26 protein-coding genes are annotated in these 26,227 nt (G+C 34.0%); 9 read left to right on the top strand and 17 right to left on the bottom strand.

What is annotated here, in order from left to right:
* The first annotated feature begins 4 nt into the window (after positions 1–4).
* The 3 genes from AC07UM_RS20175 to AC07UM_RS20165 all read left to right on the top strand — a co-directional run bounded on the left by AC07UM_RS20175 (position 5) and on the right by AC07UM_RS20165 (position 5,853).
* On the top strand, positions 5–4,801 hold the full coding sequence (locus AC07UM_RS20175; protein WP_494684378.1) for a translocation/assembly module TamB domain-containing protein: 4,797 nt from the start codon (positions 5–7) through the stop codon (positions 4,799–4,801).
* Between the two features lie 134 nt (positions 4,802–4,935).
* Complete coding sequence (locus tag AC07UM_RS20170; RefSeq protein ID WP_034696982.1) at positions 4,936–5,406, top strand: Lrp/AsnC family transcriptional regulator; 471 nt, start codon at positions 4,936–4,938, stop codon at positions 5,404–5,406.
* 69 nt (positions 5,407–5,475) lie between these two features.
* Complete coding sequence (locus AC07UM_RS20165) at positions 5,476–5,853, top strand: hypothetical protein (RefSeq protein WP_494684377.1); 378 nt, start codon at positions 5,476–5,478, stop codon at positions 5,851–5,853.
* 86 nt (positions 5,854–5,939) lie between these two features.
* On the opposite strand, the gene gwsS is transcribed toward AC07UM_RS20165, so the two are convergent.
* From gwsS to AC07UM_RS20115, 10 genes are all read right to left on the bottom strand, one after another.
* Complete coding sequence (gwsS, locus tag AC07UM_RS20160) at positions 5,940–7,010, bottom strand: grasp-with-spasm system SPASM domain peptide maturase (RefSeq protein WP_494684376.1); 1,071 nt, start codon at positions 7,008–7,010, stop codon at positions 5,940–5,942.
* A gap of 91 nt (positions 7,011–7,101) precedes the next feature.
* Positions 7,102–7,986: a hypothetical protein gene (locus tag AC07UM_RS20155; protein ID WP_494684375.1), complete on the bottom strand. Its 885-nt coding sequence runs from the start codon at positions 7,984–7,986 to the stop codon at positions 7,102–7,104.
* Between the two features lie 175 nt (positions 7,987–8,161).
* Complete coding sequence (gene gwsG, locus AC07UM_RS20150) at positions 8,162–9,064, bottom strand: grasp-with-spasm system ATP-grasp peptide maturase (protein ID WP_494684374.1); 903 nt, start codon at positions 9,062–9,064, stop codon at positions 8,162–8,164.
* A gap of 58 nt (positions 9,065–9,122) precedes the next feature.
* A complete protein-coding gene (locus AC07UM_RS20145) occupies positions 9,123–10,013 on the bottom strand; it encodes a hypothetical protein (RefSeq protein WP_494684373.1) in 891 nt (296 codons plus the stop codon).
* A 59-nt stretch (positions 10,014–10,072) separates the two neighbouring features.
* On the bottom strand, positions 10,073–10,273 hold the full coding sequence (locus AC07UM_RS20140; protein ID WP_494684372.1) for a grasp-with-spasm system A modified peptide: 201 nt from the start codon (positions 10,271–10,273) through the stop codon (positions 10,073–10,075).
* Between the two features lie 239 nt (positions 10,274–10,512).
* Entirely contained in the window at positions 10,513–11,409 is an 897-nt protein-coding gene (locus AC07UM_RS20135) for a helix-turn-helix transcriptional regulator (protein WP_494684371.1), read from the bottom strand.
* Positions 11,402–11,971, bottom strand: coding sequence for a GNAT family N-acetyltransferase (locus AC07UM_RS20130; protein ID WP_494684370.1), 570 nt, complete (start codon positions 11,969–11,971; stop codon positions 11,402–11,404). The genes AC07UM_RS20135 and AC07UM_RS20130 overlap by 8 nt, the downstream gene beginning before the upstream one ends.
* Positions 11,972–12,485: 514 nt before the next feature.
* Positions 12,486–13,388, bottom strand: coding sequence for a grasp-with-spasm system ATP-grasp peptide maturase (gwsG, locus tag AC07UM_RS20125; protein WP_494684369.1), 903 nt, complete (start codon positions 13,386–13,388; stop codon positions 12,486–12,488).
* The gene (locus AC07UM_RS20120) at positions 13,345–14,175 is read right to left on the bottom strand and encodes a hypothetical protein (RefSeq protein WP_494684368.1); all 831 of its coding nucleotides are present in this window, start codon (positions 14,173–14,175) and stop codon (positions 13,345–13,347) included. Before AC07UM_RS20120 ends, gwsG (AC07UM_RS20125) begins: the two co-directional genes overlap by 44 nt.
* 127 nt (positions 14,176–14,302) lie before the next feature.
* Positions 14,303–14,512 carry a TIGR04139 family peptide modification target gene (locus tag AC07UM_RS20115; protein ID WP_494684367.1) on the bottom strand — a complete coding sequence of 70 codons (210 nt, stop codon included), beginning with the start codon at positions 14,510–14,512 and terminating at the stop codon, positions 14,303–14,305.
* A 791-nt stretch (positions 14,513–15,303) separates the two neighbouring features.
* Between AC07UM_RS20115 and AC07UM_RS20110 the strand changes: the two genes are divergently transcribed.
* The 5 genes from AC07UM_RS20110 (at position 15,304) to AC07UM_RS20090 (ending at position 18,025) form a co-directional block, all read left to right on the top strand.
* Positions 15,304–15,837, top strand: coding sequence for a DUF4303 domain-containing protein (locus AC07UM_RS20110; RefSeq protein ID WP_494684366.1), 534 nt, complete (start codon positions 15,304–15,306; stop codon positions 15,835–15,837).
* 39 nt (positions 15,838–15,876) lie between these two features.
* Positions 15,877–16,413 (top strand): DMP19 family protein, encoded by a 537-nt coding sequence (locus tag AC07UM_RS20105; RefSeq protein WP_494684365.1) that lies wholly within the window; start codon positions 15,877–15,879, stop codon positions 16,411–16,413.
* 14 nt (positions 16,414–16,427) lie between these two features.
* Complete coding sequence (locus AC07UM_RS20100) at positions 16,428–16,979, top strand: hypothetical protein (protein WP_494684364.1); 552 nt, start codon at positions 16,428–16,430, stop codon at positions 16,977–16,979.
* Positions 16,980–17,049: 70 nt separating this feature from the next.
* Positions 17,050–17,529 carry a hypothetical protein gene (locus AC07UM_RS20095; protein ID WP_124530721.1) on the top strand — a complete coding sequence of 160 codons (480 nt, stop codon included), beginning with the start codon at positions 17,050–17,052 and terminating at the stop codon, positions 17,527–17,529.
* Entirely contained in the window at positions 17,507–18,025 is a 519-nt protein-coding gene (locus tag AC07UM_RS20090; RefSeq protein WP_494684363.1) for a hypothetical protein, read from the top strand. The genes AC07UM_RS20095 and AC07UM_RS20090 overlap by 23 nt, the downstream gene beginning before the upstream one ends.
* A gap of 193 nt (positions 18,026–18,218) precedes the next feature.
* Here AC07UM_RS20090 and AC07UM_RS20085 read toward each other — a convergent pair whose 3' ends face one another.
* The 3 genes from AC07UM_RS20085 to AC07UM_RS20075 are packed head-to-tail and all read right to left on the bottom strand — an operon-like array spanning position 18,219 to position 20,695.
* Positions 18,219–19,163, bottom strand: coding sequence for a transketolase family protein (locus AC07UM_RS20085; protein WP_152290811.1), 945 nt, complete (start codon positions 19,161–19,163; stop codon positions 18,219–18,221).
* A 15-nt stretch (positions 19,164–19,178) separates the two neighbouring features.
* Positions 19,179–19,832: a hypothetical protein gene (locus tag AC07UM_RS20080; protein ID WP_494684362.1), complete on the bottom strand. Its 654-nt coding sequence runs from the start codon at positions 19,830–19,832 to the stop codon at positions 19,179–19,181.
* An 8-nt stretch (positions 19,833–19,840) separates the two neighbouring features.
* The gene (locus tag AC07UM_RS20075) at positions 19,841–20,695 is read right to left on the bottom strand and encodes a transketolase (RefSeq protein WP_494684592.1); all 855 of its coding nucleotides are present in this window, start codon (positions 20,693–20,695) and stop codon (positions 19,841–19,843) included.
* Positions 20,696–21,245: 550 nt separating this feature from the next.
* On the opposite strand from AC07UM_RS20075, the gene AC07UM_RS20070 reads away from it, so the two are divergent.
* Positions 21,246–23,480: a reprolysin-like metallopeptidase gene (locus AC07UM_RS20070; RefSeq protein ID WP_494684361.1), complete on the top strand. Its 2,235-nt coding sequence runs from the start codon at positions 21,246–21,248 to the stop codon at positions 23,478–23,480.
* A 69-nt stretch (positions 23,481–23,549) separates the two neighbouring features.
* On the opposite strand, the gene AC07UM_RS20065 is transcribed toward AC07UM_RS20070, so the two are convergent.
* The 4 genes from AC07UM_RS20065 to AC07UM_RS20050 form a co-directional block, all read right to left on the bottom strand.
* On the bottom strand, positions 23,550–25,109 hold the full coding sequence (locus tag AC07UM_RS20065) for a sodium:solute symporter (RefSeq protein WP_494684360.1): 1,560 nt from the start codon (positions 25,107–25,109) through the stop codon (positions 23,550–23,552).
* Positions 25,110–25,324: 215 nt separating this feature from the next.
* Positions 25,325–25,612 (bottom strand): GNAT family N-acetyltransferase, encoded by a 288-nt coding sequence (locus tag AC07UM_RS20060; protein WP_002984420.1) that lies wholly within the window; start codon positions 25,610–25,612, stop codon positions 25,325–25,327.
* A 1-nt stretch (position 25,613) separates the two neighbouring features.
* Positions 25,614–26,009: an OsmC family protein gene (locus tag AC07UM_RS20055; protein ID WP_494684359.1), complete on the bottom strand. Its 396-nt coding sequence runs from the start codon at positions 26,007–26,009 to the stop codon at positions 25,614–25,616.
* Positions 26,009–26,227 (bottom strand): (4Fe-4S)-binding protein, encoded by a 219-nt coding sequence (locus AC07UM_RS20050; RefSeq protein WP_494684358.1) that lies wholly within the window; start codon positions 26,225–26,227, stop codon positions 26,009–26,011. The genes AC07UM_RS20055 and AC07UM_RS20050 overlap by 1 nt, the downstream gene beginning before the upstream one ends.

Here is a 26,227-nt window from a genome sequence, read left to right as displayed (position 1 = left end):
AATAATGGCAAAGTTAGAGAATAATAACGAGAATAAGAATAAAAAATCAGTAGCTGAAAACCTAGGGGATCAGGTACAAAAAACTGTCGAAAATGTAGAAGGAAAAGTTCGGGAGACAGTGAAAGAAGCATCTGAGCTGGCTTCAGATGCCATACATCATCCTGTGGAAACAGCTGAGGAGTTTGGGAAGCAGGCGGTGAAGGATGTTACCAGCTATACATGGTGGGCAAAACTCCTTTTGATTCTCTTTTGGCTTGGTATTGTTCTTGTTGGAGGTGTACTTGTTGTCATCAATCTTCCGGTCACCAAACAATGGGCAGCAGATCAGGCTCTTCAGATCGTAAACAAAGATTTTAAATCAGGTTTTTCCACAGAAAGTGTAGATGTAAACTACTTTGGAGATGTCACTATAAAAGGCTTAAAAGTAAAAGATTATAAAGGATTTGATTTTATTACAGCCCGTGAATTCCGTGCAGATTCGGACTGGATATCCCTCGCGGTGAATGCCATCTCCGGAAAAAGCAATTCTCTAAGTTTCAATTCTCTGACCCTTGTAAATGCTGATGTAAAAGTTATTACCTATAAAGGAGACAGTATCTCCAATTTTGTAAGATTTACAGAACTCTTTGATGACGGGAAAAAAAGAGATCCTAAGAAACCTCCTTTTCAGCTCAATTCCAGAGTGCAGATCATTGATTCTAAAGTTTCTATTGTTAATGAAAATTCTCCCGGAGAACAGGGGAAATGGCTTACAGCAACCAAATTCAATTTAAAAGCACCCAATGTTAAGGTCAACGGTCCGAATGTTTCAGCCTTGATCAATAACATGTCATTTGTCACTTCAAGATGGGGGAAATCTCATATTGTAGATACCTTTTCCACAGAACTGTCTTTAACGAAACAGTTTTTATCGTTAAAAGATCTTACGCTGAATACGGACCATACTTTACTTCAGGGGAATATTAAATTTAATCTTCATGACGGTTCATGGTCAGACTTTGCTGACAGGGTACGATGGGACATGAATATTCAGCAGGGAAGCCAGATTAGTGGTTACGATATCAGTTATTTTGTAACGAACTGGGATAATATAAAACCGTTTAATCTTTCGGGAACGATGACGGGTCCTTTGAATAAATTCCACCTGGAAAACTTTTTGATTAGAAACCCAGATGTCAATATTGCAACCAAAACAATGAAGGTTGACAATCTGCTGAAAGGACATTTTGCCATTGAAACGAAAGACCTTTCTACAGATTTTACTTATAAAGATTTAAAAGCAATGATGCCTTCCTTTATCTCCAAAAAGATGAAGAACTTTGCAGATGATTTCGGAAAGTTAAAGTACAATGGGACGGCAAGAGTAAATCCGGATCAGATCTATGTGGATAGCGGAAACTTAATGACAGGAATCGGGCAGGCTAAAATTTCTAAGCTGACATTGACAGGCTATAGTACTGTGATGCCCAAATACTCAGGATATCTTGATGTGAAAGATCTTAATACCTCTGTCATTACAAAAAATAAAACAGTAGGTTTAATTTCCGGTAAATTTGATCTGAACGGACAGAGCTTTGATGTGAATACAATGCGTCTGACAACCAAATCTCAGATTGCTAGTATTGAAATTATGAATAAAACGATCAATAATCTCTATCTGGACGGATTATTAGATCATAAAAAATACAACGGACTTATCACTGTCAATGATGAGCAGGCAAAAGCTACGATCAAAGGATTGATAGATTTCAGTACTTCAAGAGTGGCAATGGATGTCAATGCAGATGTCACTTACCTGAACATGAACTATTTCACCAATAAGCCTGGCAGTCAGGTGGTAAGCGGTCAGGTTGATGGGAAGATGGCCATGTCTTCCATTAATGATCTTACTTTAGATGTTAACGCCAATAATCTTCACTTTGCTACAGCTACTCAAAAATATAATATTCCGAATGCCAAATTGAAAACATTCGTAGAAGCGGGAGGACGTGTGATTGATGTAGATGCGCCGGGAGCAGCTACCGGGAAAATATCCGGAAGATACAGCCTGGCAGATCTTGTCGGAATGGTAGAGAATGGGGTAGGACGAATTTTGGTAGGACCGCCACCGAGAAAACTATACCATGGGCAGAATTTTGCCCTGAAGTTTGATATTCAGCAAGGACTGGTTAATTACTTTTTACCCGACCTGAAATTGCCAAGCGGAGCATTGGTGGAAGGAGAATATGACGGCAATTCAAATAATCTGATTCTGAATCTGGATGCAGCTTCTTTGAAATATATCATGACGAAAGAAGAGGAAATTACTGATGCTGATAAGGCTCTGGCAGCTTCCAATCCTGATTATAAAGTGAATGACCGCAAGAATCTCAACAGAGATAGTGCTATGGTTGATAGTGTTAAAGTTAGAATCAACACAGCAGACCTTAACCAGCAATTGTATGCCAAGATCAACCGAGTTGTTTACAACAAAAACGTAATCAAGGATTTTGAGCTTAAAGGGAATAATGAAAATGGAAATACCCTTCATTTAGCGACCGTATTTAAACACGGAAGTCCTGATGATGAATTGAATGAAAAGCTTAAAGAATATGCTATCAATGTAGATCAGTCTACCGATGCAGCAGGGGATTATGTATTCAGGTTTGAACCTACAGAAGTGAAATTCAATGAAGTTACCTGGGCTATTGATACAAGTCCGGAACTGAATCATTCCATTACATATAGAAGAGAAACCGGGGATTTTGATATCAGAAACCTGAGGGTTTATTCTGATAAGAGTGCTTTGTTTATTAAAGAAGCACAGTTTAAATCAGCTAAAGATTTTTACGTAGATGCTGATATCAACGAATTTTCTGTGGAAAAGCTTCTTGAAATGCAATCCGGAGGTAACACCATGGATATAAAGGGGCTTGCCAACGGAAGTGTGAAAATCAAAATGGATAAAAGCACACTGCAGCCACTGGTAGATCTTACCATTGATGATATCAAAATGAATGGCAATGATATGGGGGATATCTCTATTTCTGCTACCAATGGATTCTCTCTGAATGTATATGATATTGATGTAAAAGTACATTCTGCAGGAGTACTTGGAAATAACAGCCTTAATCTGACAGGAACTGTCAATAATAACACTTCTTCGCCGATCATTGATCTTACCGCGGAAATGCGTGATTTTGACCTGTCATTTACACAACAGTTTGTACATACTATTTTTGGAAACATTCGTGGTAAGGCTACAGGAGATCTTAAAATCAATGGAAAACTTAGCAACCTGGATTACAATGGAGATATTGCTTTAAAAGATTTTGGATTAAAGCTTTTATTCACAGGAGTAGATTATGCGTTTGATGACACAGTGATTCAGCTGACAAAAGGTCTTGCCATTCTCAACAATATTGAGGTGCATGACGGAAGAAGTAATTCTAAAGGGAACATTTCCGGGGCGATCCAGTTTGAAACCCTTTCTTCAATGGGGGTGTCTCTTGTAATGAGAGCAGACAACCTGCTGATGCTGAATACCTCACAAAAAGATTTTGACCTGTTCTGGGGAAGAGTCTATGGGCAGGGGGATCTTTACGTAGACGGACCCGTTTCGGGATTGAGTATAACCACTCCTAATATGAAGGCACTTAATGGAAGTACTTTTACCTTTAATTCCAGTTCCACTTCCAATGTTGAAGAATTCAAAATGCTGAGGTTCCTGAAAGAAGGAAAAGACGGTCTGATTACATTGGAAGAAAAGAAAAAAACAGGATCCAATATGAATATCGATTTCAATCTGGCAGTAGATAAAGGAACCACTGTAAATGTATTGGTGGGTGATGATGTTGGAAATATTACCGTAAAAGGTTCTGCAGATCCGTTGAGATTCCATATGAACAGACAGGGGAATATTGCCATGAGTGGTACTTATAAAGTGGATAACGGAACATTTGTCTCTAAGGCAATCCTTAATAAAACGTTCCAGATTGAAAAAAACAGCAGTATCAGATGGGATGGTGATGCCATGAAGCCTGCATTAGATATTAATGCCAATTATATGAGAATGGTGGCCAATGTTGGGGAATATCTGAGTATGGGAAAGCTGCAGCCTATCAGTGTTCTTTTACAGGCCCATATTACCCAGTCTTTGGTAGACCCTCAGATTGATCTGAATGTAACTGCTATGGATGTGTCCAGCCAAGTAAGAGAAACGCTGGCAGCTAAAATGAGCCAGGAGGGGGAGAAAGTACTCCAATTCGGTTCAGTTCTTTTGTTGAGTACCTTTAACGTATCCAACAGTGGTGGGGTAGAAGTAAATGTAGGTAATGTTGCGGAATCGCAAGGATATAACATGCTTCTTAAACAGCTGGGATCTGTTCTTAATACCATGAGTAATGAATTTCAGATTGACCTTAATTATGTAAAAGGGGACCAGAACTCGACCGTCGGAGACAGAGCTAATGCAGGAGTAAGTGTAGCGCTTTCTCCTAGAGTTAATATTAAGACCGGATTGGGAATTCCTCTATCGAAAACAGATAACACACAGAATAACTATCTTTCCGGAGAAGGATCTGTAGAATATGACCTTTCCAAAAAGAATGATGGAAGTTTAATCATACGTGGATATTCTAAACCTACCAATATTGGTATGGGTATGGTGAGTACAAACGGTTCTGCTAACCAAGCCTATGGAGGAGGGGTCGTGTGGAGTAAAAGCTTCAATTCTTTGTTTAAAAAGAAGAAAAAAGACAAAAAAACCACAGGTGCAAAAGGTGAAATAAAAACAGATTCTATAAAATCGAATGCTAAATAATTAGAATATTTTAATGATTTTTATCATCTGTGTTAATTATTGTTAATATTTGATATATATTTTTTAGTTAAATTATTTTTCGTAAATTTGCAAAAAATACATAGATTTTTTAAAGAAATTGTAATTTAACTAATATGAACTATCAACTGGACGAAATAGACAAGAAGATTCTTGATTTCTTAGTAGAAAACACAAGAATGCCTTTTACTGAAATTGCAAAGCAGATGGACGTTTCTGCTGGAACAATTCACGTAAGAGTGAAAAAGATGGAAGATGCAGGTATTATTTTGGGATCATCTCTTAATATCGATTATGGTAAGCTAGATTACCACTTTACAGCTTTCATAGGTATCCTTTTGACAAAATCAAACCGTACTCAGGAAGTATTGAAAGAATTGTCAACTTTACCAAACGTAATTGAGGCTAGCGTTATTTCCGGAAAATATAATATTTTCTGTAAAGTAAGAGCTAAGAATACTGATGATGCTAAAAGAATTATTTACCAGATAGATGACATTCAGGACGTAATGAGAACTGAAAGTATGATTTCTATGGAAGAATTCTTAAGTGACAAAAACAGACTGATCAACGCTATATCTGTGTAAGTCAAATTTTAAACGAATAATTATAAAAGAACTTATGAAATCTCTCATAAGTTCTTTATTTTTGTAGGTATGGAAGAATACAGTTATTTTGACGAAAATCCGAAGAAAGGATGGGGATTTGTTCTGGCATTTGCAGCGTTGATGTTGTTTACGATAATGGGTTTGGGAATTGATGTAGATGAATATCTGCAGCATGAATACCTGCAGATCCCGAGGTGGTATTTCTACGTTATTTTTTCAATTGATGTGTTGATGATGATTGGGCTGGTACTGATGTTCTTCTACAGAAAAGTGGGGATCTTTATGTTCCCGGCTTTACTGGTAATGCATTTCTTTATGCATAATTATTATCTGTCTACTTTCCTGTATACAGATGTTACCAATCTTTTCCTGTTTACAGGATTCGGAATGCTTGCCATTATCCCGAAATGGAAGTTTTTCAAATAGGAATTAATCACTTTATAATAAAAACAACAAACGGCTTTTAAATGGAATTTAAAAGCCGTTTGTTGAATATAAGAGGATGAGAAATGCTATCTGAGTTCTAACGAATGAAAAATTTTTTGCTTCAAAGGATTTTTTGTCCAGTCTTTCCACTCTCCTGTATAGGGATTATAGCCGCATTTTAAAGGTTTTGATACATTCAGGCCTTCTTTACTTTTTTCTGCATTTTCGGTATACGCTCTGCAGTCTGTGCAGACATAACGGAACTCACAGTCCTTACAGATTTCTATATTATCTTTGGTCAGATCCCAGTATTTTTTGAAACCCGGTTGGGCGATTGCTTCTTCAAGGCTTTGATTATGGATGTTTCCAAAATTTTCGATCATCAGCGGACAGTTTTTGATATTACCGTTTTTGTCAATACCTATCTTTTTATACAGGCAGGAATTGTGGTTCATAGCTTCCAGCACTTTAGGAAGGTTGGTATTGAAATATTTCAATTCCACTTTTCCACAGGCAGATAGTTTCAGATCATCTTCTAGGAAATGAAGTGAGAATCTATATTCATCTTTAGCTTTGAAAGGAGATTTCGAACAATTGTAGAAAATGAGGCTGTATATTCTGACTGTATTTTTTTGAAGGACCTGTATAAAAGATAGATTTGTTTCCTGATGGAAGGGTGAAAATATTTCTATTCCTGATAATACTGAAGTTTTAAAGAGATCATCAATTTCTATAAATTCTTTTGTTGTTAATGGTTTTATACTGTAAATAACCAAATGCTTACTTCCAAGGTTTTCTATGGAAGGTTTTATTTTTTTCAGTAACTCAATGTCTTCCATTTCTACAAAGAGATCTGTAATGATACTGGGTTCATGGTAATCATAAGAAAGAGGAGGGAAATTTTTGTCCCAATCATTCTCTGTGATAAATCCATATTCTTTTTCCAGCAGGAGATTAATATATTCCTGAACAATTGATATGGATTCTTTATCATAATCTTTCAGGATATCTTCAATAGAATGGGTTTTTAGCTCTGCTATAAGCTCATACAGTTCCAATGGATACAATTCTGACGCATTTCTCTGCAGATCTGAGATCAATATCCGGGTGGCTCCTTTGGTGATCAGAATGTTGCTGAATAGATTAAAATAGTTCATGAATACAGATAATTTTTTTTACATTTGAAATAACCATTCTGTAATTTTAATGGTAGTTCTTTAGTTGTTATTGTAAATAATAAGGATCATTTCACAATTTGTTTTTGATTTTAGATGAACGCCTTAAAGCAGGTAATCCTATAGTTTTCCTATTGCGGTTTACTTTTACAGTATCAATGATAGAGGTATAATTTGGGTAAGAACCATAAGGCATCTCTTTTTTACTGATTTGCAGATCATGTCTGTCAACCATATTGGCGTAGTCTCTGGGAATACAATCTCCGGATTTTACATACTCCAGCATTTTCGCTTTGAAATAAGAATATTCTTTTGAATCTATCATATGACTGAACAAAGGATGCATTGGCATAAAGACTCCATCATTTCCGATAAGTCCTATTTTCTGTATCGAAGGATACCCATAGTTTTCAAAAGTCCATTTCAGTAGTTTTTCATTGATAAGGTCATTCTTTTCCATAAGCTGAGGATTCTTCCTGTCTTCCGCCTGATCACGGACAAAAGCAATACTGAAAGAATCTACCAGTCGTTTATTCAAGCCCTTTTTCCAATCTGCAATTCTCTGTTTGACTTCAGTGCTGTCTATGCCATATTTTTGGTAAAGGGGGAAATAATTCTGATAAGAACCTTCATAAGCGGCAATCAAAGAAATAAGTTTGTAAAGGCTTTTCTTTCCTCCGAAGTTCTGTTGGTACTGATCCGAAAGTTTGATATAGGTTTCGTACTCTTTAATGCGGTCCTGATTTTTCGGATTATACTTACTGAATAACTTCTTATATTGTTGTATAGCCTTTTCTGGTTGATTGGCTATTCTGTAAATGCTATCAATTTCGTTTACCTTATTATAATATAAAATATAATTTCGATTTTTGCAGGCACAAAGAAATATACATAGAATCGAACAAATTATATAAGTATTAATGTTTTTATTTTGTGTTTTTATATTAAAATACTTCATAATAACCGGGTTAGTGATTTAAGTGGCTTTTCTCTGGGATAATATGCTGTCTGACATTTATCCGAGCTCAAATAGTATAAGGATTTACTATTTAATTTACTTGTATTCTTAGTTTTAAAAATATCAAGATATTTGAAAGTTAATGGTAGTTTATTTTTTTCTTTATATAACCTTTTCATAAATATTCGGCCAATTTTTGTTCTAATGAATAATTGCAGATATGAGATAAGCTTGAAAACTGACCAATTGGATTGATTTCCAGAAAATAATATTTCTCTCCCTCTTTTATAAAATCTAAAGAACCACAATTGATATCCAAAGATCTCATTAATAAACTGATTTTCTTCTCAATATGTTTTGGCAGCATATAAGGTACATTTCTATTGGGTTTCTTTTTGTTATATTTTCTGAAGTCAATTTTGGTTTGTTCATCATTTTGCGAAAAAATGGCCATCGACCAACAATTACCATTGAAATAAAACGTTCTTATTTCAAAATCTTTCTCCATTTTTTCCTGAAAAAAAGTGATGAAAAAATCATTGTTTTCATGTTCTTGAACTATAGTTGTGTACATAAACCCGCTGAAATCTTTTTTTATTTCATCTAAAATTGCATTTCCAGTGATTGTCTTTAAAATTGTCATATTAAGTTTAACCTGATTTGTGTTTTCTGCCAAAAAGTATTCAGGTATGTCCAACCCTATTTCTTTGGCTTTATCAAGTACAATGAGTTTGTTAACATTTGAAGTACTTTCCTTATTGATATGTCTTTTAGATTCTAATGTTTTTTGTATATAATCCTCAAGCCAATATTGAGTTTCGTTCATATTAAGAAGGATTGAATGATTGTTGTATTTCAGGCGATTGAACTTTAATCCACCTCTCCTATACCAAACGCTTTCAATTTCATCAATAAAAAATTTATTACGGCTGCTTTCAATTAGAATTCTTTTTTTTATAGTTTTTATCTCAAATACTTCATCTTCATGAACTCTAATAAATTTTTTTTTCATGAGGATCAAATGCCTGATGACTTCTATAGTAGCTGTTTCATTTTTTTGAGAGATTATAAGTATCATAAGTGTTTTTTATGGAAAATATTTGTAGATCAATTTAGATTACGAATGACAGGGGATGTTATTGTTTCATTTTCTTTTGAAAATCTTTGGTGATCTTTGAAGATTGCTTTAGGCTTGGAAATCCAATTGCTCTTCGGTTTTTGTTTATCCGTGCTGAATCTGATGCACTAAAATCAGGTGTGGAATAATGAATGAATATCCCGTAAATAGTTTCAAGATGGTTAATATATTGATGTTTATCTATCATATCTATGTAGTCTCTAGGGGTACACTCCCCAGATTTCACATATTCCAATAACATCACCTTAAAATACTCATAATTCTGTGATCCTCCCATATGATTGAGCAGTACACCCATTGGCATGAATCTGTTATTGTTGCCTGTCAGTCCAATTTTTTGCTTGGATGGGAAACCATAATTTTTAAACGACCATAAGAGAAGATGGGCATTTTTTCTATCATTGATTTCAACTATTGGCCCACTTCGTTCATTGTATTGATCTCTTTCAAATGCAATACTGAAAGAATCAACTAATGTTTTATTTAGTCCTTTTTTCCATTGATCAACCTTTTGTTCTACTGCTATACTATCAATTCCATATTTTTTATAGAGCTTAAAAAAAGCTGAATCTTCTCTTTTATATTTCCAATAAGGTGCTACCTGCGTTATCAGTTTATCTAAGCCTTTATGCCCTCCGAAATTTTTATTGTATCGGTCAGAATATTTAATATAATTTTCATATTCTTCTATTCTTTCATTTTGTGATGGTGGATATTTTTTAAATAATTTTTTATATTTTTTGATGGTAGCAAGAGTATCTTTATTTACTCTAAGTGTACTATCTATAGCATATACTTTATTATAATAATCAATATAATTCAGTTTTTTGCTTTTACAAGAAAAGAAGAATAACACAATAAGTAGTATGAAATTTATTTTTCCCTTCATTGTTGAAATTTATATTCTGGTTTTTGAAAAAGGAGAGGAGTTTCCCCCTCCCGTCATATTTAATCAATAGTTACGGTAGCTACTTGCTTTCCATCAATGCAGATGACAGTATCACCGGTATTACCTGGTTGACCGTTAGGCCCAGAGGGAGAAGTAGTTTTTTCATTGGTTGCTCCTCCACCAATAATACTTCTTGTATTTGCTAACTTTTTGTTTTCCAAAGAAGAAAAGTTTTTCTTCATTCCATTTAGTTTTTTCATATTGAATTTTTTTAAATTTTAATATTTAATTTTGTCATACAATCCCTGACATGGGTTTTGCTGATCAGCTTTTATTTTTTGTCGTGCGCACAAACAAAAAGATCACTTGTGTTTTCTTCAGCAAACATAGAATGAACAACCATTAAAAGTTTAAATTTTCACCCTTAAACTTTTACTTAAATTACTAAGGATATAAAATAAGGGTGAGTAAAATTTTGATTTTCAGGTTTTTAAAATATTCAGATTATTAATGAATGTTTATATACTTTACTCATTTCCTGTATTTCTTTTTTCCCTTTTATTTCAGTTTTCTTGTAAATATTTGATAAATGAGTCGATAATGTTTTCTCTGAGATATTCAATCTTTGACTTATTTCTGGATATTTCAAATTAGGGTTCTCTAAAAGAATCATTAAAACTTCCGCTTCTCTTACTGAAAGTTTTTCAAACGGGATACTCTTTTTGATCTCCTTTTTTCTAAAGGGATATAAAAAATAGTCAATTGATATTATGAAAAAGCCTACGCTGAAAAATGTCTGTTCAATCAATTGATTATCTCCGAATAGTAGTATGGTCAAAGGCAATGAGATTAGCCCTATGAATGACAATATTCCTACAATATCATGAATTTTGAATATGACATTTTTGTGTTTTTTCAATTTTTTTATTTGCTGCTTACCTACTAGAATTATTGTAAGTGATAAAAGGGCAAGAATAAAAGTTAAAAAGCATATTCGTGAATAACTTAAAGAACCAGTAATTGTATAAGGAAGTATAAAAAGAATAATAAGTGTTAGCAATGCAAAAATAGCTATTGTACTTAAAGAGAACTCTTTAATAAAGTTCAAATTATATTCTTTTTTTATAAAAGTAAAATAGTGATAAGCTACACCTACTCCTACAATCCAGGCAAAAATATTCTGGGACATGATATTGACTCCAAGATTTTTATCAGGAAGTAATCCTTCTACAGCATTGTAAATTAAGCCAGAACAAATAAGTCCTAAAAATTTTAAATAAAATCTTCTATCTCTTCTTCTCCAAGCCAAAGTAAGCTGTATGGAAACAATTATAATTAATAGTACAAATATTATTATATAAAGAAATGTACTAAAGTTCATTTCAGTATTAAACATATTTTAAAAAATAAAGGGGGTAGTTTAGCTCAAAAGTTTCATGAAAAATAGTAAATCCATTTTGAGTATAAAAAGTACAATTTTCAGCAGTTGTCGTTTCTATATAAATTAATTCGCCTGTATAAAATTCTAATGATTCGTTTAATAGTTTTGTTCCTATACCTTTTCCTTGTTCGTTTGGAACAACAGCCATTAACCATAAATGAATAAATTTTTCTTTAGGATGAAAATTTTTCAAAAGTTTTTCCCTTCTTAAAACTTTAAACATATTGGTTAAACCAATACAAGCAAATAATAATTTAATTTCCAACAATAACTTTTTAAAGCTAAACCCTGTTTTATCTAGATATAAAATGCATCCCTTGTAATCATCCCTTAAAAAAACATTCCCATTGAGCATTGATAAGTCAAACTGAAATTCCATTAAAGCTCTCAAGCGGCTATATCTATTACCCGATTTATTTATAACAAAGTTGATAGAGTTGGGGATAAGAACATCCATAAAAGCCTGACATAATATATCAACTGCCTTTTCTCTATCTTGATAAGTAGCTTTTTTCATACATTTTGTTTTTTTTAAAAATATGAATAATTATGTAAAACGGCGTATTTGTTTATTGATATTCAGTTAGTTATGTTTGTTTTTATAGGTGAAATAAATTATATTTTACTGTTGTTTTGTGGTATTTATTTCTGCATATATCAAAAAAATATGCTAAATGAGATGCTTTACTTTGTTTTTAACAGAAAATTATTTTTTTAAAATTCCCTTTACAGCCACTTTCGCTGCTGCTGCAATTTTATACATCTTCATCAGCTCATCAGATAGATGGGCTTACTCTCTGAAGTTTCGCTTACTGTTATGAATTCATATTATTTAGCATAAGACTATTGATTTCATATTAATCTTACAAGTGATTTTGTAGGTTTTATTCTCATTAAAAAATCAGTTTGATATTCTATAGAGGTAACATAATTAATCTTATGACTATCCTGTATTTCAGCTGAAGCATTTCTAAAGTTTTCTATATACTTTAGGGTAAGAGGTAGTTTATTTTTTTCTTTGAATTTCTTTTTCATAAGTATTCTGCTATTTCTTTTTCAAGTAAATAATTACAAATTGCAGATAATCCCAAAAACTGACCAACAGGGTTTACTTCTAAGAAGTAAAGATCATTTTTGTTTTTTATAAAATCAAGTGAGCCACAGTTTATATTGAGTTGTTGCATAAGGGTATGTATTTTTTCTTCAATCTCTTTTGGAAGATTATATCTGACATTCCGATTGGGCATCTCATGATTATATTTTCTATGATCGATTCGGGTTTTCTTATCATTTTGAGAAAAAATAGCAATAGCCCATATTTTACCATCCAGATAAAAGGCTCGTACTTCAAAATCTTTTTCAATCATCTCCTGAAAAAAGGTAATAAAGAAATTTTCCTTTTCCTTTTCTGTAACAAGTGAAGTATACAAAATGCCTTCAGAAAAATTATCAACTGATTTTAATATTATATTTTCAGCAATAGATTTTGTAATAGTTTTATTCACAATTAGTTGATCTGTGTTTTCTGCTAAGTAATATTCCGGGACTTTCAAGCCTGCTTTTTTTGCCTGTTCAAGTACTAAAATTTTATTCAAATGACTGTTGCTTTGCTTATTAATATGTTTTTTTGTCTCAAGCATTTTTATTACATAATCTTCAAGCCAATATTGAGTCTCATCCATATAAGCATTAATCGAAGGGTTATCATATTCTTTTCTTATAAATTGTAGTCCTCCTCTTCGATACCAAACACTGGTAATATCATTAATAAAAAAACTATGTCTTTGACTTTTCAAAAAGATTCTTTTTTGATATTCTTTTATTTCAAAAATTTCATCTTCATGTATACGAATAAAGGCTTTACCTAATGCTTTGAGCCACTTAATAACTTCATTTGTTGTTGTTTCCTGATTGGTAGAAAGAATGAGAATCATTTTTCTTAATTTTATCTTTTCTGATTTTAGATGAATGTTTTATACTAGGAAGTCCAATACTTTTTCGGTTGCGGTTAATCCGCACTGAATCCTGATTATTGTTCCGTAAGCTGTATCGTACAGCAGTATTTCTATAGTAGTCATATGTATCGGACATTAAAGCATATTCTTGTGGAGAACAATTGCCTGATTTTACATATTCGAATAATTTTTTTCTGAATTCAGGATACTTTGTTGAAGCAATCATATGGCTTAGCAATGTAGGCATAGTGATGAAAACGTCATTGTTTCCGAACTTACCTATTTTTTGTCCATCAGGAAACCCATAGTGCTTGAATGTCCAGAAAAAAAGATCTGCATTTTTTTCAATGTTTTTATTTACAAGGGCTATATTTTCAGGCCTTCCCTCCTGGTCACGGATCATAGCAATAGTAAAGGAGTCTACGAGTCTTTTATTCAAGTTCTTTTTCCAGTCGGCTACTTTTTGGTTGACTTCCAGACTGTCTATTCCATATTTCTTGCAAAGCGGATAAAGCTTTTTATATTCATTACGATAAGGAGCGACCAATGTAATAAGTTTGTATAGACCCTTTTTCCCACCAAAGTTTTTATGATACTGATCTGCAAGTGTAATATAGGTTTTATATTCTTCAGTAAGCTCTTGGTTTTTAGGTTTATACTTCTGAAATAATTTTTTGAATTTTTTTAAGGCTTTCTCAGGTTTATTAGCCATTCTGTAAATACTGTCAATTTCATTTACTTTGTTATAATAAGTAATATAATTCACTTCCCGATTTTTACATGATAACATTGAGGTCAAAATAAAAAATAGAATATAATTAGTATGTTGTTTCATAAGCCTGTAACGAAGGTTAACTTAAAGTATGAAAATGGAGGGCAAGGCCCCCCATTCATTAGTTTAATGACTGTGTTGGATTACACACAGTAATTCTACCTATATATTTACCTCCTGGGCTTGTATAGGTATCATATTCTTCACAGCCTTCTCCAACGGAAACGTTGGATTTAACATTATAGCTGCCTCCTTGAATTGTTTTAAGATCTTTCAGTCTTTTGTTTTCCAAAGAAGAGAAGCTTCTCTTCATTCCATTTAATTTTTTCATGTTGGTAAATTTTTAAATTTATATAGATTATTTATGTCATGTAATCCCTGACATTGGGGTCAATAATTCTCATATTTATCATGTACTGTACACATACATTTTAAAGATGTAGAATGTATTTCGTCAACGTTGATTGGAGTAAAACTATAAATATTTAGATCACTTCGGTAGGATAAAATGTGCAATTCATTTGTTTTTTATTCTATGCACAAATGCAATTTTTGACCTGGACGATAGCTTGGATTTAGTGAAATATCTGAAATTAGGAAAAGTATAAAGTGAAGTCTGATTATGTAAAGAAAATATCAGATCATTATAATATGTTGTACGGGAATATATTCTATTGTACAATAAGCTAAATTGGTATTGAAAATCAGGGTTCTAGTACGTTTTTTTGTGAGAAAATTTCGTAGTTTCATAAACTTTTGCCCCAAAAAGTTCGGGTAATCATCTTCGAAATGAAGATTTTGGACTCAAAAAATCATTGATAATTCCCATCATGCAACAAATATGAATGCTTACCGAAACAAATTTCTCTAAAAATATCACTAGATTGAGAAATGATATGGCAGAATTTCAATAAAAAATAATATTCTAAGAGAAGCAGGATATATTCTTGATCATAGTAATATTTTTGAGGATTGATCGACGAAATGACAAGTCTGATGATTACAGAAATCTAAAATAAGTTATCCATAATCATGAATCTGGCTAGACTTCTAAAAAATATAATGCTCTGATTTGGCAGGATAAAGGTAATTTTACCGCCCATTTTAAAAAAGAAAAGAAGTATGGATTTTGAAATTTTGAAACAGCAGATAGAAAATGCTGCTAAGAAGGCTTTTTTAGAAGTGTATGAAAAACATGGAGCTGAAGAAATTTACAGTTTTGCATTGTACAGTGACGAGGGAGCAATGACGGTATGTCCTGCTGCCAATACGATGAAAGTAATGGAAACAGCAGATGAAGATGATATTCTTTATTATAAATATGAGCCGGCAGAATGGATCTATGAAATGCAGGGAGCCGATAAAGAATTCAATGAAATCTGTACTCAATTGAGGGTAGAATTGGATAAACATGACGATGATGATGAGTGGTTTGAAGGTTTTCAGACTACGCTTTATTCTACATGCATCGAAGTGTTGGAGAAACTTAAAAATGAAAACTTTTTTACACAAATCGCAGGCAAAGAGGTTTTTCTGATATTTACAGTTTCAGAGTATGAGTTTGAGACGAAAGATCTGCAGGATATTATCATCAGACTCAATGATAATGAATACAAAAGTGAATATCTGGACTGGATGGCTACCTGGGGCAATTAAAAGAATGGGGAATTAAAAAAACACTTTAAATATATACATATGAAGACCGATAAAATAATTGTCTCAGAAGCCTCTTATAAAAGCAGCGAGCCTTATGATATAATCCATTCTAATATCTCTGTGGTAAACCTCTTAGGCGAAGAAGGAATAGAAGAAGAGAATATGCATGAGGATTCAATCACCAGTTACTATGTTGATTACTATATCAGTCAGTATAAAAACGGAAACTTTTCTCAGTTTGTATGGAACTCCGGATGGTCGGCAGAACTTAACAAGATTATTGAAGAAGGTTTAAAGAAAATAGGCGCTCAAAAACATTTGGACCTGTTTCTGGAACAGTCCTCAAAGGTAGAGAGTTTGAAGAAAGAAGAATTGGAAACGTTTTTGGAAAGCGAATATTTTGGTTCCAATCCAACAAGAGATGCCTTGAAAAATGATTCATTTTACGATCTTGAGGAAGACTTAACAGAGCGTCATGCCCAATGGTTAAAAAATCACCCGGATCTGAAAGTTCTGACTATCGATGACATGTTTTCAGAGCTTGAGAAATGGGTAGGAAGGGAAATCGAGAGATAATATTGAATTCTTACATGAATAGAGCTATGGAAGACCTTAAGAAACTTAATATTGAATTTGAACACTACCTGGATGACATCAGTGTACCGCTTACTGAAGACCTGATTCACTTGTTGGAAGGTAAAGGAATCAATTATCTTAACGGCAATACGCAATCCGATATCAAAGCTTTTTATTTTGAATATGAATTTGAATATCTGAATATCATCTTCTGGGGTGTTAACAGTAAAGGTAAAATCGCAACAGAAACAATCTCCCTGCCAGCAAAAAAGAACAAGAATGATGATGAAAAGTGGACTGCATTGATTCCAGAAGAAATATGGCAGAAAGCTTCAGATGTTCAGGATGATTATGAAGAGGATGATTTTGATGAAATTATGGATGAATATAATGATGAAAAGTACCGCCTGTTTGAACAGTGGTTTTTTACATGCTGGAAAAAAGCATCAGAACAGACCAGCATACAAATGGATGCCTATTTCTCCATTCATGACACCTATTTCAGAACAGATCTGAATACTCTGAAAACCCTTAATGAAGATGAAATTGCCCAGCGTTTTGAATAGATGGAATCTTTGAGAAACCTATTTTTATAACAGTAAACCCAAATCAAATTATCAACAGCAATTATTAATTATGAACAATTACAAATTTTACAAACAAGAAGGAAACCAATATATCTTTAAAAATCAGCCCGTATTTGTAATGGTGCTTTGTATTTTCTTTCTGATCGTAGCAGGATTACTCTTTAATAGTGTCAGAACTCTTAGCTATGTTCTTATTGCAGTGGTAGTGCTTATTTCGATTAATTTTTTTACCAAGAAATTCATCATTGATATGGACCGAATGACCATTACAGGAAAACACACCATTTTTGTTCCGGCAAGAACCTATCCGATAGAGAATTTCAGGAATTTCCATGTACTGGCAACAAAATACATGGGGTTTATTACCACCAATGTAATACTGTCTATTTATTTTGAAGTAGAGGGTAAAGAAAAGAAACTTACGATAGGACAGGCCATTACCCAAAAAGGAATACAGAAAATGGTAAACGAAACAGAAGACATTATGAACATCAACGGAGCAGACAATGAACGTAACAGACCGTTATAAATTTGAAGAAAACGGAAGTGAAATAAGCTTTATGCCCAATTACAATTTCCTACGTACTTTGGTGTGGTGGCTTGCCTTGGGGGTGATTGCCCTTCCAGTGATTATATATTATTTTATGGATAAAATGTCCAGAGACCAGTTTAATATTACGTTGGGAATATGGGCAATTTACATGATCTACTTCCTGTTTGACCTGGTTTTCAGAGTTCCTGTGAAATATGTATTTGATAAATCCGAGAAGTGTATTTACAGAAAACTGTTAATTTCCAAAAAGCTCATGAACTTTGATGAAATGACCTATTTTGTTAATGATGAAAGAGGAACGTATTATTATTCCATCGGGAAGAAGAGAAATCAGTTTGTAAAAAACTATAGAATCAGCAATTATTTTTCAGGTTCAAAAGCTTCCGGCAGAAGAGAAGATGAATACATACAGGAAATCTTATCTCCTGTTCTGATCGCTGCAGGAATTCCCCTGAATCACCAAGAACAATAAAATCGTAACGAAAACGTAAGGTTGAGGTTCAAATGACGACTATAAGTATTACCATTCCCATCCTCCGGAGAGGTGGCAAAAATTCAAAGAATTTTTGACGGGGTAGTTATCAGCGACAATCAACTTTTTACAATAAAAAAACTCGGCGGTTTCGAAGAAACCGCCGAGTTTTGTCTCTATAAAATAGCTTATCTTAAGCTAAAATTCTCTTTACAGCTTCTTTCACTGCAGCAGCATCTATTTTATACTTTTTCATCAATTCTGCAGGTGTTGCAGACTCTCCGAAAGTATCATTTACCGCTACGAATTCTTGTCTTGTAGGTCTTTTTCTTGCAAGCATACCCGCAATAGATTCTCCTAAACCACCAAGGTAGTTGTGCTCCTCAGCCGTTACAATTTTCCCTGTTTTTTCAACAGATTTTAAAATGATCTCTTCATCCAGAGGCTTGATTGTGTGAATGTTGATTACTTCACAAGAAATACCTTCTTTCTCAAGCTCATCAGCAGCAAGGAGAGATTCCCATACAAGGTGTCCTGTTGCAACAATCGTTACATCAGTACCTTCCTGAAGCATAATTCCCTTCCCGATTTCGAAAGGCATATCTTCCGGAATGAAAACAGGAACTACCGGTCTTCCGAATCTTAAATATACAGGACCTTCATGATCAGCAATTGCCAATGTAGCAGCTTTTGTCTGGTTGTAATCACAAGTATTGATTACCGTCATTCCAGGAAGCATTTTCATCATTCCTATATCTTCAAGAACCTGGTGGGTAGCACCGTCTTCTCCTAAAGTAAGACCTGCATGAGAGGCACAGATTTTTACATTTTTATTAGAATATGCAACAGATTGACGAATTTGGTCATACACTCTTGAAGTAGAGAAGTTAGCAAAAGTTCCTGTAAAAGGAATTTTCCCTGTGATGCTAAGACCTGCAGCCAGACCAATCATATTCGCTTCAGCGATCCCTACCTGAAAGAATCTTTCCGGAGCTTTTTCAATGAATTTCTCCATTTTCAAAGAACCGATAAGGTCTGCACAAAGTGCTACAACATTAGGGTTTTTATCTGCAAGTTCAGCTAATCCTGCTCCGAATCCTGAACGAGTGTCCTTTTTTTCTGTATATGTATATTTCATTTTTTTTATTTAAATTTAATTAGGGGGAGTATAATAAACACCGCTAGATTTGAATTTTTGTGATTTTTTACGTTCCAATTCATTGTTTTTTTTGATGTCATTCTCAATATCGTACATAATTTTGAAATTGATACTGGTAATTTTCTTAAGCTCAAATGACATTTTTCCTTTTTCATTTTTAATGCCTATAATTAAACCTTTGGGAAAAATAACTTGTGAAAAAGGAATGCTTGTCATAAAATTTAGTAATTCTGTATTATTGATAGCATTTTCACTATCAATAAGTACCCGGAAATAAATTTCTTTATTTTTTAGAACTACATACTCTTTACAGGTAAAGCCATTTATACTTGTGATTCCTTTATTCTCGTTGTATAAAATTTCATAGGTATTTACAACATCCTTAACCTCAGTATTATAATCAGAAGCTACTACTAAATTGAAGGTCTTTTTGATGCTCCCTCCATAGTAGTTAGATTTTCTGTTTTTTATAATCTCAATATTGTATGGAACGTCTGCGCTAATTTCTTTTATTATCATTTCATTATCCTTATCAATATATACTTTATTATCATTTTGATAATCCAGTTCATATTTTAAAACCACAGAACGCTGGCTCCATAATTTGATGGATATGAATAATAGTAAAAAAAATAATTGAGCTTTCACTTTAATAATTAATAATCAGCTGGAGCTTCTAAGTATAATTGCTTGAATGCTGTGTCCAGTTGCTCATCATTAGGAGCTTTACCGTGCCAAGCATGAGAACCCATCATATAATCAACTCCGTAACCCATTTCTGTATGAAGAAGAATAACAACCGGCTTTCCTTTTCCAGTTTCTGTTTTTGCTTTCTCAAGAATAGCAATTACCGCTTCAAGATCGTTCCCGTTTTTCTCTTCCAAAACAGTCCATCCAAAAGCTTCCAGTTTTGCATGAAGATTTCCTAATGAAAGTACATTGTCTGTGCTTCCATCAATTTGTTGTCCGTTATAGTCTATTGTAGAAATGATGTTATCCACCTTCTTAGCAGAAGCATACATGAAAGCTTCCCAATTCTGACCTTCCTGCAATTCTCCGTCTCCATGTAGAGTATATACCAAAGAGCTGTCTCTATCTAATTTCTTAGCCTCAGCTACCCCTAAAGCCACAGAAAGACCTTGTCCCAAAGACCCTGAAGCCACTCTGATTCCCGGAAGACCTTCATGAGTTGTAGGGTGACCTTGCAATCTTGAATCTAATTTTCTGAAAGTACTTAATTCCTGTACCGGGAAAAAACCAAACCTAGCTAAAGTAGAATAGAATACCGGAGAAATGTGTCCGTTTGAAAGATAGAAATGATCTTCATTTTTACCTTCCATTGTAAAAGGCAAAGTATAATTCATTACTTTTCCGTAAAGGGCTGTGAAGAATTCTGTACAACCTAAACTTCCACCTGGATGACCAGAATTTACAGCATGAACCATTCTTAAAATGTCTCTTCTGATCTGCGTAGTAAGAGTTTTTAACTCTTCAATACTTTTACTCATTATATCTGATTTATTTACATGCGAATTTACAATTTTTTACCGGCTTATGGAAATGCAAAAATCCAGATATAAAAATCCAGATTTTGACTAATTTGAATATTTTCCCGCTTTTAACAGCCTTCGTTGAGGTAAACGGAAATTTCAGTAACAATATTATTAACAAACTTAAAGCTTAATAGGGTCCCCGCCTGGCTTTCTTTTACATTGAAATAACCGGAATCTTTAATCGTTTTGTTTTTTTATTCTAATGAATTTTCTAATGGATTTATATTATCCTTTTCAAAGATAAGTAAAATGTAAAAGTCTATAAAATCAGTTATTTTAATAAAGAGAAAAATTAAAAATTTACTTATTAAGTTGAATGCTTTGTGGTAGCTTGATTGTTGCTTTTTTGCAATTGAACATTGCTTTTTTTTGAATTTTAATATGTGATAATTGGAATAATTTAACTAATTTTATAATTCTATATTATTTGAATTATTGATCTTTAACTAAAAATTATTTAGTTTTTGGTCTTATTATTTATTTAAATAAAAATTACATACCATTATATATGAAAATTAAACAATTATTTTATTTGGGGATATTCGTCATATCGATTTCCTCAGGGAAGGCACAGGACTTCTTTAAAGTCATCAGTGAAAGGTCTATTAAGGCAGATCCTAAAAATAGAACAGTACAACCGGAAAAGTCATTGACCTATACTTTGGATGTAGCTGGAATGAAAAGCTATTTTAATTCCGTTCCGGAGCTAAAAGACAGTGATCGTAAAGATAACGCACCCATTATTGTACTGCCAATGCCTGACGGTACAAAAGCAAAGTTCAGAATCTGGAAGTCTTCCGTAATGGCTCCAGGACTCGCCAGCCAATTCCCTCAGATCGTTACTTTGACAGGGCAGGGAATAGATGATAAATATGCTACTATAAAACTTGATTTTACCGAGTTGGGATTCCATGCGCAAATAAAATCTGTGGTAGCTGGAGATACTTATATTGATCCTTATGCAAAATTGGATATTAACAATTATATCATTTATAAGAAAAGTGACTTAATTGATAAAACCCCAAGGTCTTGTGGAGTAAAAGATGAAGACGATACTCCGCTAGGAAAAAAAAACGCTCAAAAAACCACAGCTCCAAGCGTAGGAACTCAAATTAGAGTGTTCAGGATTGCTGTAGCTTGTACAGGAGAATATGCAGTAGCGGCAACAGGTACAGCTACGCCTACTCTTGCACAAACGCTTTCTGCAATTGTAACTTCTGTAAACAGAGTAAATGGAGTGTATGAGCAGGAAGTAGCTTCAAGATTGGTATTAGTGGATAATGAAGCCAATGTAGTCTTTACCAATGCACTCACAGATCCATTTAACGGAAATAATGCTGCGGGTACATTAATTAACGAAAGTCAGACTCAGATTGATTTACTTATAGGAAATGCCAATTATGACATCGGACATACCTTCAGTACCGGTGGTGGTGGATTAGCAGGGCTGGGAGTGATTTGTAATAATAGTGGTAAAGGAAGAGGAATCACCGGTTCATCTAATCCTGTAGGGGATCCTTATGATATTGATTATGTTGCCCATGAAGTAGGACATCAGTTTGGAGGTCCACATACTTTTAATGCAGTCACAGGAAGCTGCAATGGTAACCGTAGTGGAGCTAATGCCGTAGAGCCAGGAAGTGGTATTACCATTATGGCTTATGCCGGTATCTGTGGAAGTGTCAATAACCTAGCAGCCAATAGTATTCCTATTTTCCATACCAAATCATTCCAATCTATCACGGCGAAAGTTCAGTCAACATCATGTCAGGTAACAATTCCTTCTAATAATTTTGCTCCTACAGTAAATGCAGGAGGTGATTATACCATACCTAAAAGTACACCTTTTAGACTAGAAGGATCCGCTTCAGATATAGACAACAATCCACTTACTTACTGCTGGGAACAGAATGATGTAGGCCCGCAAGGTGACTGGAATGCACCAACATTAAACGCTGCTATATTCAGATCATTTGTTCCTGTAACAGTTCCTTACAGATATTTCCCTAAAATTACAGATGTAATCAATAATACAGTAACCAGAGGAGAAATTTTACCATCTTATGCCAGAACGATGGAATTCAGACTGACTGTAAGAGATAATAATGCAGGCTGCGCAGGAGTTGCCAATGATGATGCAATCATTACCGTTGATGGAAACTCAGGACCGTTCACTGTAACGGCGCCGACTACAGCCGTAAGCTGGGCGGGTAATTCTACTCAAACCATCACATGGAATGTAGCGAATACAACAGCATTTCCTGTGAATGCTGCTACTGTGAATATTTACCTTTCAACGGACGGAGGTCTTACGTATCCCACGGTGATCTTAGCTTCTACTCCGAACGATGGTTCCGAGACCATTACTATTCCTAATGTGAGTACCACACAAGCACGAATTATGGTAGCAGCAGAGACGAATGTTTTCTACAACATTAACCCTATTAACTTTACCATTACTCAGACATTGGGGGTGAGTGAAGCAGCTGCAAATCAAGATGTCTTCGTAGTATATCCTAATCCAAGTAAAGGACTTCTCAATATCAAATTTACCAGCTCAAATGAAGTGTATGATATTACAGTGTATGATGTAAGCGGAAGATTAGTATTCAACCAGGCAAATAATAAATTGAACCATGATAAAGTAGGTACTTTTGACCTATCTCAACTGATAAAAGGAGATTATCTGATCAAGGTTAAATCTAAGAATTTAGAGAAAACAATCAAGTGGATTAAAGAATAAGTAATCCACTATTGAATAAAAAAAAGGCTGTCTTCTATTGAAAACAGCCTTTTTTGTTTTGTATAAAGATTAAACAACTTTTAAATATTGTTTGTTTTTGACCAGCCATAAACCAATAAAGGTTAGAAGCCCGTTAAGGACAATCAGTTCTACCCCAATTCTGTAATCTGTATAAGTCGTAACCGCCAGATTGATGAAATAAGTTAATACAGGAGCTAAAAGAGTAACCACAAGAATGGAGTATTTTCTGGAAATCTGAAACTTAGTGAAAATTCCAAAAGCAAAAAGTCCCAAAAGCGGTCCATATGTATACCCTGCAATTTCCATGATCAGATAAACAATAGACTTGTCATTCAATGCTTTGAAAACCATAATCAGGATGAAGAAAACTACTGTGAAAATTAAATGTACTTTCATACGAAGACGTTTCTTTTCTTTTTCAGTTTTGGTTTTATCTTCATTAAGGTTTAATAGATCTACACAATAAGAGCTCGTTACAGCCGTTAAAGCTCCATCTGCTGAAGGGAACAATGCTGAAATCAATCCGATAATGAAAATAACGGAAATAGCCATTGGGAAATACCCCTGAAGTGATAAAGCAGGAAAAAGGTCGTCGCCCATTATATTTTTAATATTTCCTGCTGAATCTTTAAATCCAAAAATATTAGTTATCGTTTCAGAATTAAGAGTTCCATATTCAGCGCCGTGTTGTATCGCAAAAAGATAAAGTAATCCTCCAAGGAATAAAAAGGCAAGATTTACCAAAAGAAGGGTTCCTGCAAAAGTCAGCATGTTTTTCTTTGAATTCTTAAGATTGTCTACAGAAATATTTTTCTGCATCATTTCCTGATCCAGTCCAGTCATGGCAATCGTAATAAAAATCCCTCCCAAAATGGTTTTCAGGAAAAAGGTTTTAGAATTAGGATCAAAATTGATGAAGTGAGTATAATTTTTCTGTTCCAGAATCGTATATGCTTCACCAAAAGATAAATTCAGGTTTGATAAAATAAAAACGATACACGCTACAAGACTGATAATCATAAAAGAAGTCTGCAGAGTATCGGTGATAACAATAGTCTTTACACCGCCTTCAAAAGTGTACAGAAGGACCATCAGCAAAAGAATAAGAGAAGTCACCCAGAAAGGGACTCCCAGGCCCTGCAGTAAGAAAATCTGTAAAACATTCACCACCAGGTATAATCTTGCCGTAGCACCAATGGCTCTTGAGATAATAAAAAATATAGAGCCTATTTTATGGGCTTCCACATTGAATCTTCTTCCTAAATAGGTATAAATGGAAGTCAGATTCATCTTATAATAGAGTGGGAGCAGTACAGCTGCTACAATAAAATACCCGATGAAGAACCCAATGACCATCATATAGTACTCAAAACCACCGTAAATATATTCGGAACCGGTCATTTTACCAACAGTTCCCGGAACTGAAATAAAAGTAACCCCACTTAAGCTGGTTCCTATCATCCCGAATGCAACGAGCCACCATTTACTCTTTTTGTTACCAATAAAAAACGACTGGTTATCAGAGTTCCTGCTGGTGAAATAAGAAATCACCAAAAGGCCGATAAAATAAATGAAAACAAATAGCAAAAGGATAGTTCCTGGATTCATGCTTGATTTTTAAATTTTAGCAAATATATAAAAAAGATCAGTCGTGAATTGCGAATTTACAAAGCTGTCAGTTTTATAGTGAATTATGAACCGTTAATTTGCTCTGCAGTTTATTTTATAAGTGCTCTGGATATAGATTTTGTTTAAAAATTTAAAAATAAAAAACCTTCCAGAAATACTCTGAAAGGTTTATATGGTAAGTGTGGAAACAGTGATTAATTCACTAATACATCCTGAAGTTCCTCACTTTTCTGAAAACTTGCTTTAGCGAAAGGACAGAGGGGAATAATCTTTTTCCCGTTTTTCCTGGCAAAATCTACTGCTGCCAGAAGCATTTCCTTACCTACACCTTTTCCGTTGTAGGCTTCTTCCACCTCCGTGTGGTCTATAATAAATCTTTCTTCTCCTGCCCAGGTATAGGTCATCATTCCTGCGCGTCTTCCATCTATGAAAGCTTCAAAACTTCCGTGTTTTTCGTCGTTGTTTTGTTTTACTTCGATCATGTTATGAGAATTTAGTTAGTATTTCTATGTCGTTAGTTAATATTTTATGAACAGGGCAGGCATCAGCAATGGTATGCAGTCTTTTCAGCTGCTCCTCATCCAGAATACCTTCAAAGGTGATATCTCTTTTGAAAACGGCTCTTTTTGTTAATGGATAATTTTCAAGTTCTACTTCCACATTGATGTTTTCCACATCCCATTCCTTTCTTTCAATGTACATTCTCAGTGTAGCAGCTGTACAGCTTGCCAGAGATGTAGCCAGAATTTCCATAGGATTAAGACCTTTATTCTGTCCGCCTTTATCAATCGGTTCATCAGTGATGATCGTATTTTCGCCGGCTGTTACTTCTGTATAATATTTTGTTTTTCCTAAACTTGCTTTTACTGTTACCGCCATTATTTTTCTGTATTGAATTTATAACTTAATGCACCTGAAGGGCATAAGTCTATCTGCTTTTTAAGTTCTTCCGGAGTTGCATTTTCTGCTTTTATCCAAGGTCTTTCTTTAGGATTGTAGACTTTTGGAAGTGTTTTTACACATATAGCAGAGTGGATACACTTTTCAGGCTGCCAGATGACCGTAATGTTACCATTGGGATATTCGTGTGTTTCCAT

Source organism: Chryseobacterium sp. GW821-FHT04C04, assembly GCF_059420365.1.
The sequence above is the reverse complement of the archived record's forward strand: the minus strand, read 5'-3'. Positions and strand labels throughout refer to the sequence as shown.

Coding starts and splice junctions, on each gene's coding strand:
- AC07UM_RS20130 (WP_494684370.1), bottom strand. CDS start 11,971: ATGAAAAAAGCTACTTATCAAGATAGAGAAAAGGCAGTTGATATATTA.
- AC07UM_RS20095 (WP_124530721.1), top strand. CDS start 17,050: ATGAACAATTACAAATTTTACAAACAAGAAGGAAACCAATATATCTTT.
- AC07UM_RS20145 (WP_494684373.1), bottom strand. CDS start 10,013: ATGAAGGGAAAAATAAATTTCATACTACTTATTGTGTTATTCTTCTTT.
- AC07UM_RS20115 (WP_494684367.1), bottom strand. CDS start 14,512: ATGAAAAAATTAAATGGAATGAAGAGAAGCTTCTCTTCTTTGGAAAAC.
- AC07UM_RS20155 (WP_494684375.1), bottom strand. CDS start 7,986: ATGAAGTATTTTAATATAAAAACACAAAATAAAAACATTAATACTTAT.
- gwsG (WP_494684369.1), bottom strand. CDS start 13,388: ATGATTCTCATTCTTTCTACCAATCAGGAAACAACAACAAATGAAGTT.
- AC07UM_RS20110 (WP_494684366.1), top strand. CDS start 15,304: ATGGATTTTGAAATTTTGAAACAGCAGATAGAAAATGCTGCTAAGAAG.
- AC07UM_RS20070 (WP_494684361.1), top strand. CDS start 21,246: ATGAAAATTAAACAATTATTTTATTTGGGGATATTCGTCATATCGATT.
- AC07UM_RS20170 (WP_034696982.1), top strand. CDS start 4,936: ATGAACTATCAACTGGACGAAATAGACAAGAAGATTCTTGATTTCTTA.
- AC07UM_RS20100 (WP_494684364.1), top strand. CDS start 16,428: ATGAATAGAGCTATGGAAGACCTTAAGAAACTTAATATTGAATTTGAA.
- AC07UM_RS20165 (WP_494684377.1), top strand. CDS start 5,476: ATGGAAGAATACAGTTATTTTGACGAAAATCCGAAGAAAGGATGGGGA.
- AC07UM_RS20140 (WP_494684372.1), bottom strand. CDS start 10,273: ATGAAAAAACTAAATGGAATGAAGAAAAACTTTTCTTCTTTGGAAAAC.
- AC07UM_RS20135 (WP_494684371.1), bottom strand. CDS start 11,409: ATGTTTAATACTGAAATGAACTTTAGTACATTTCTTTATATAATAATA.
- AC07UM_RS20050 (WP_494684358.1), bottom strand. CDS start 26,227: ATGGAAACACACGAATATCCCAATGGTAACATTACGGTCATCTGGCAG.
- AC07UM_RS20105 (WP_494684365.1), top strand. CDS start 15,877: ATGAAGACCGATAAAATAATTGTCTCAGAAGCCTCTTATAAAAGCAGC.
- AC07UM_RS20085 (WP_152290811.1), bottom strand. CDS start 19,163: ATGAAATATACATATACAGAAAAAAAGGACACTCGTTCAGGATTCGGA.
- AC07UM_RS20060 (WP_002984420.1), bottom strand. CDS start 25,612: ATGATCGAAGTAAAACAAAACAACGACGAAAAACACGGAAGTTTTGAA.
- AC07UM_RS20090 (WP_494684363.1), top strand. CDS start 17,507: ATGAACGTAACAGACCGTTATAAATTTGAAGAAAACGGAAGTGAAATA.
- gwsS (WP_494684376.1), bottom strand. CDS start 7,010: ATGAACTATTTTAATCTATTCAGCAACATTCTGATCACCAAAGGAGCC.
- AC07UM_RS20065 (WP_494684360.1), bottom strand. CDS start 25,109: ATGAATCCAGGAACTATCCTTTTGCTATTTGTTTTCATTTATTTTATC.
- AC07UM_RS20175 (WP_494684378.1), top strand. CDS start 5: ATGGCAAAGTTAGAGAATAATAACGAGAATAAGAATAAAAAATCAGTA.
- AC07UM_RS20055 (WP_494684359.1), bottom strand. CDS start 26,009: ATGGCGGTAACAGTAAAAGCAAGTTTAGGAAAAACAAAATATTATACA.
- gwsG (WP_494684374.1), bottom strand. CDS start 9,064: ATGATACTTATAATCTCTCAAAAAAATGAAACAGCTACTATAGAAGTC.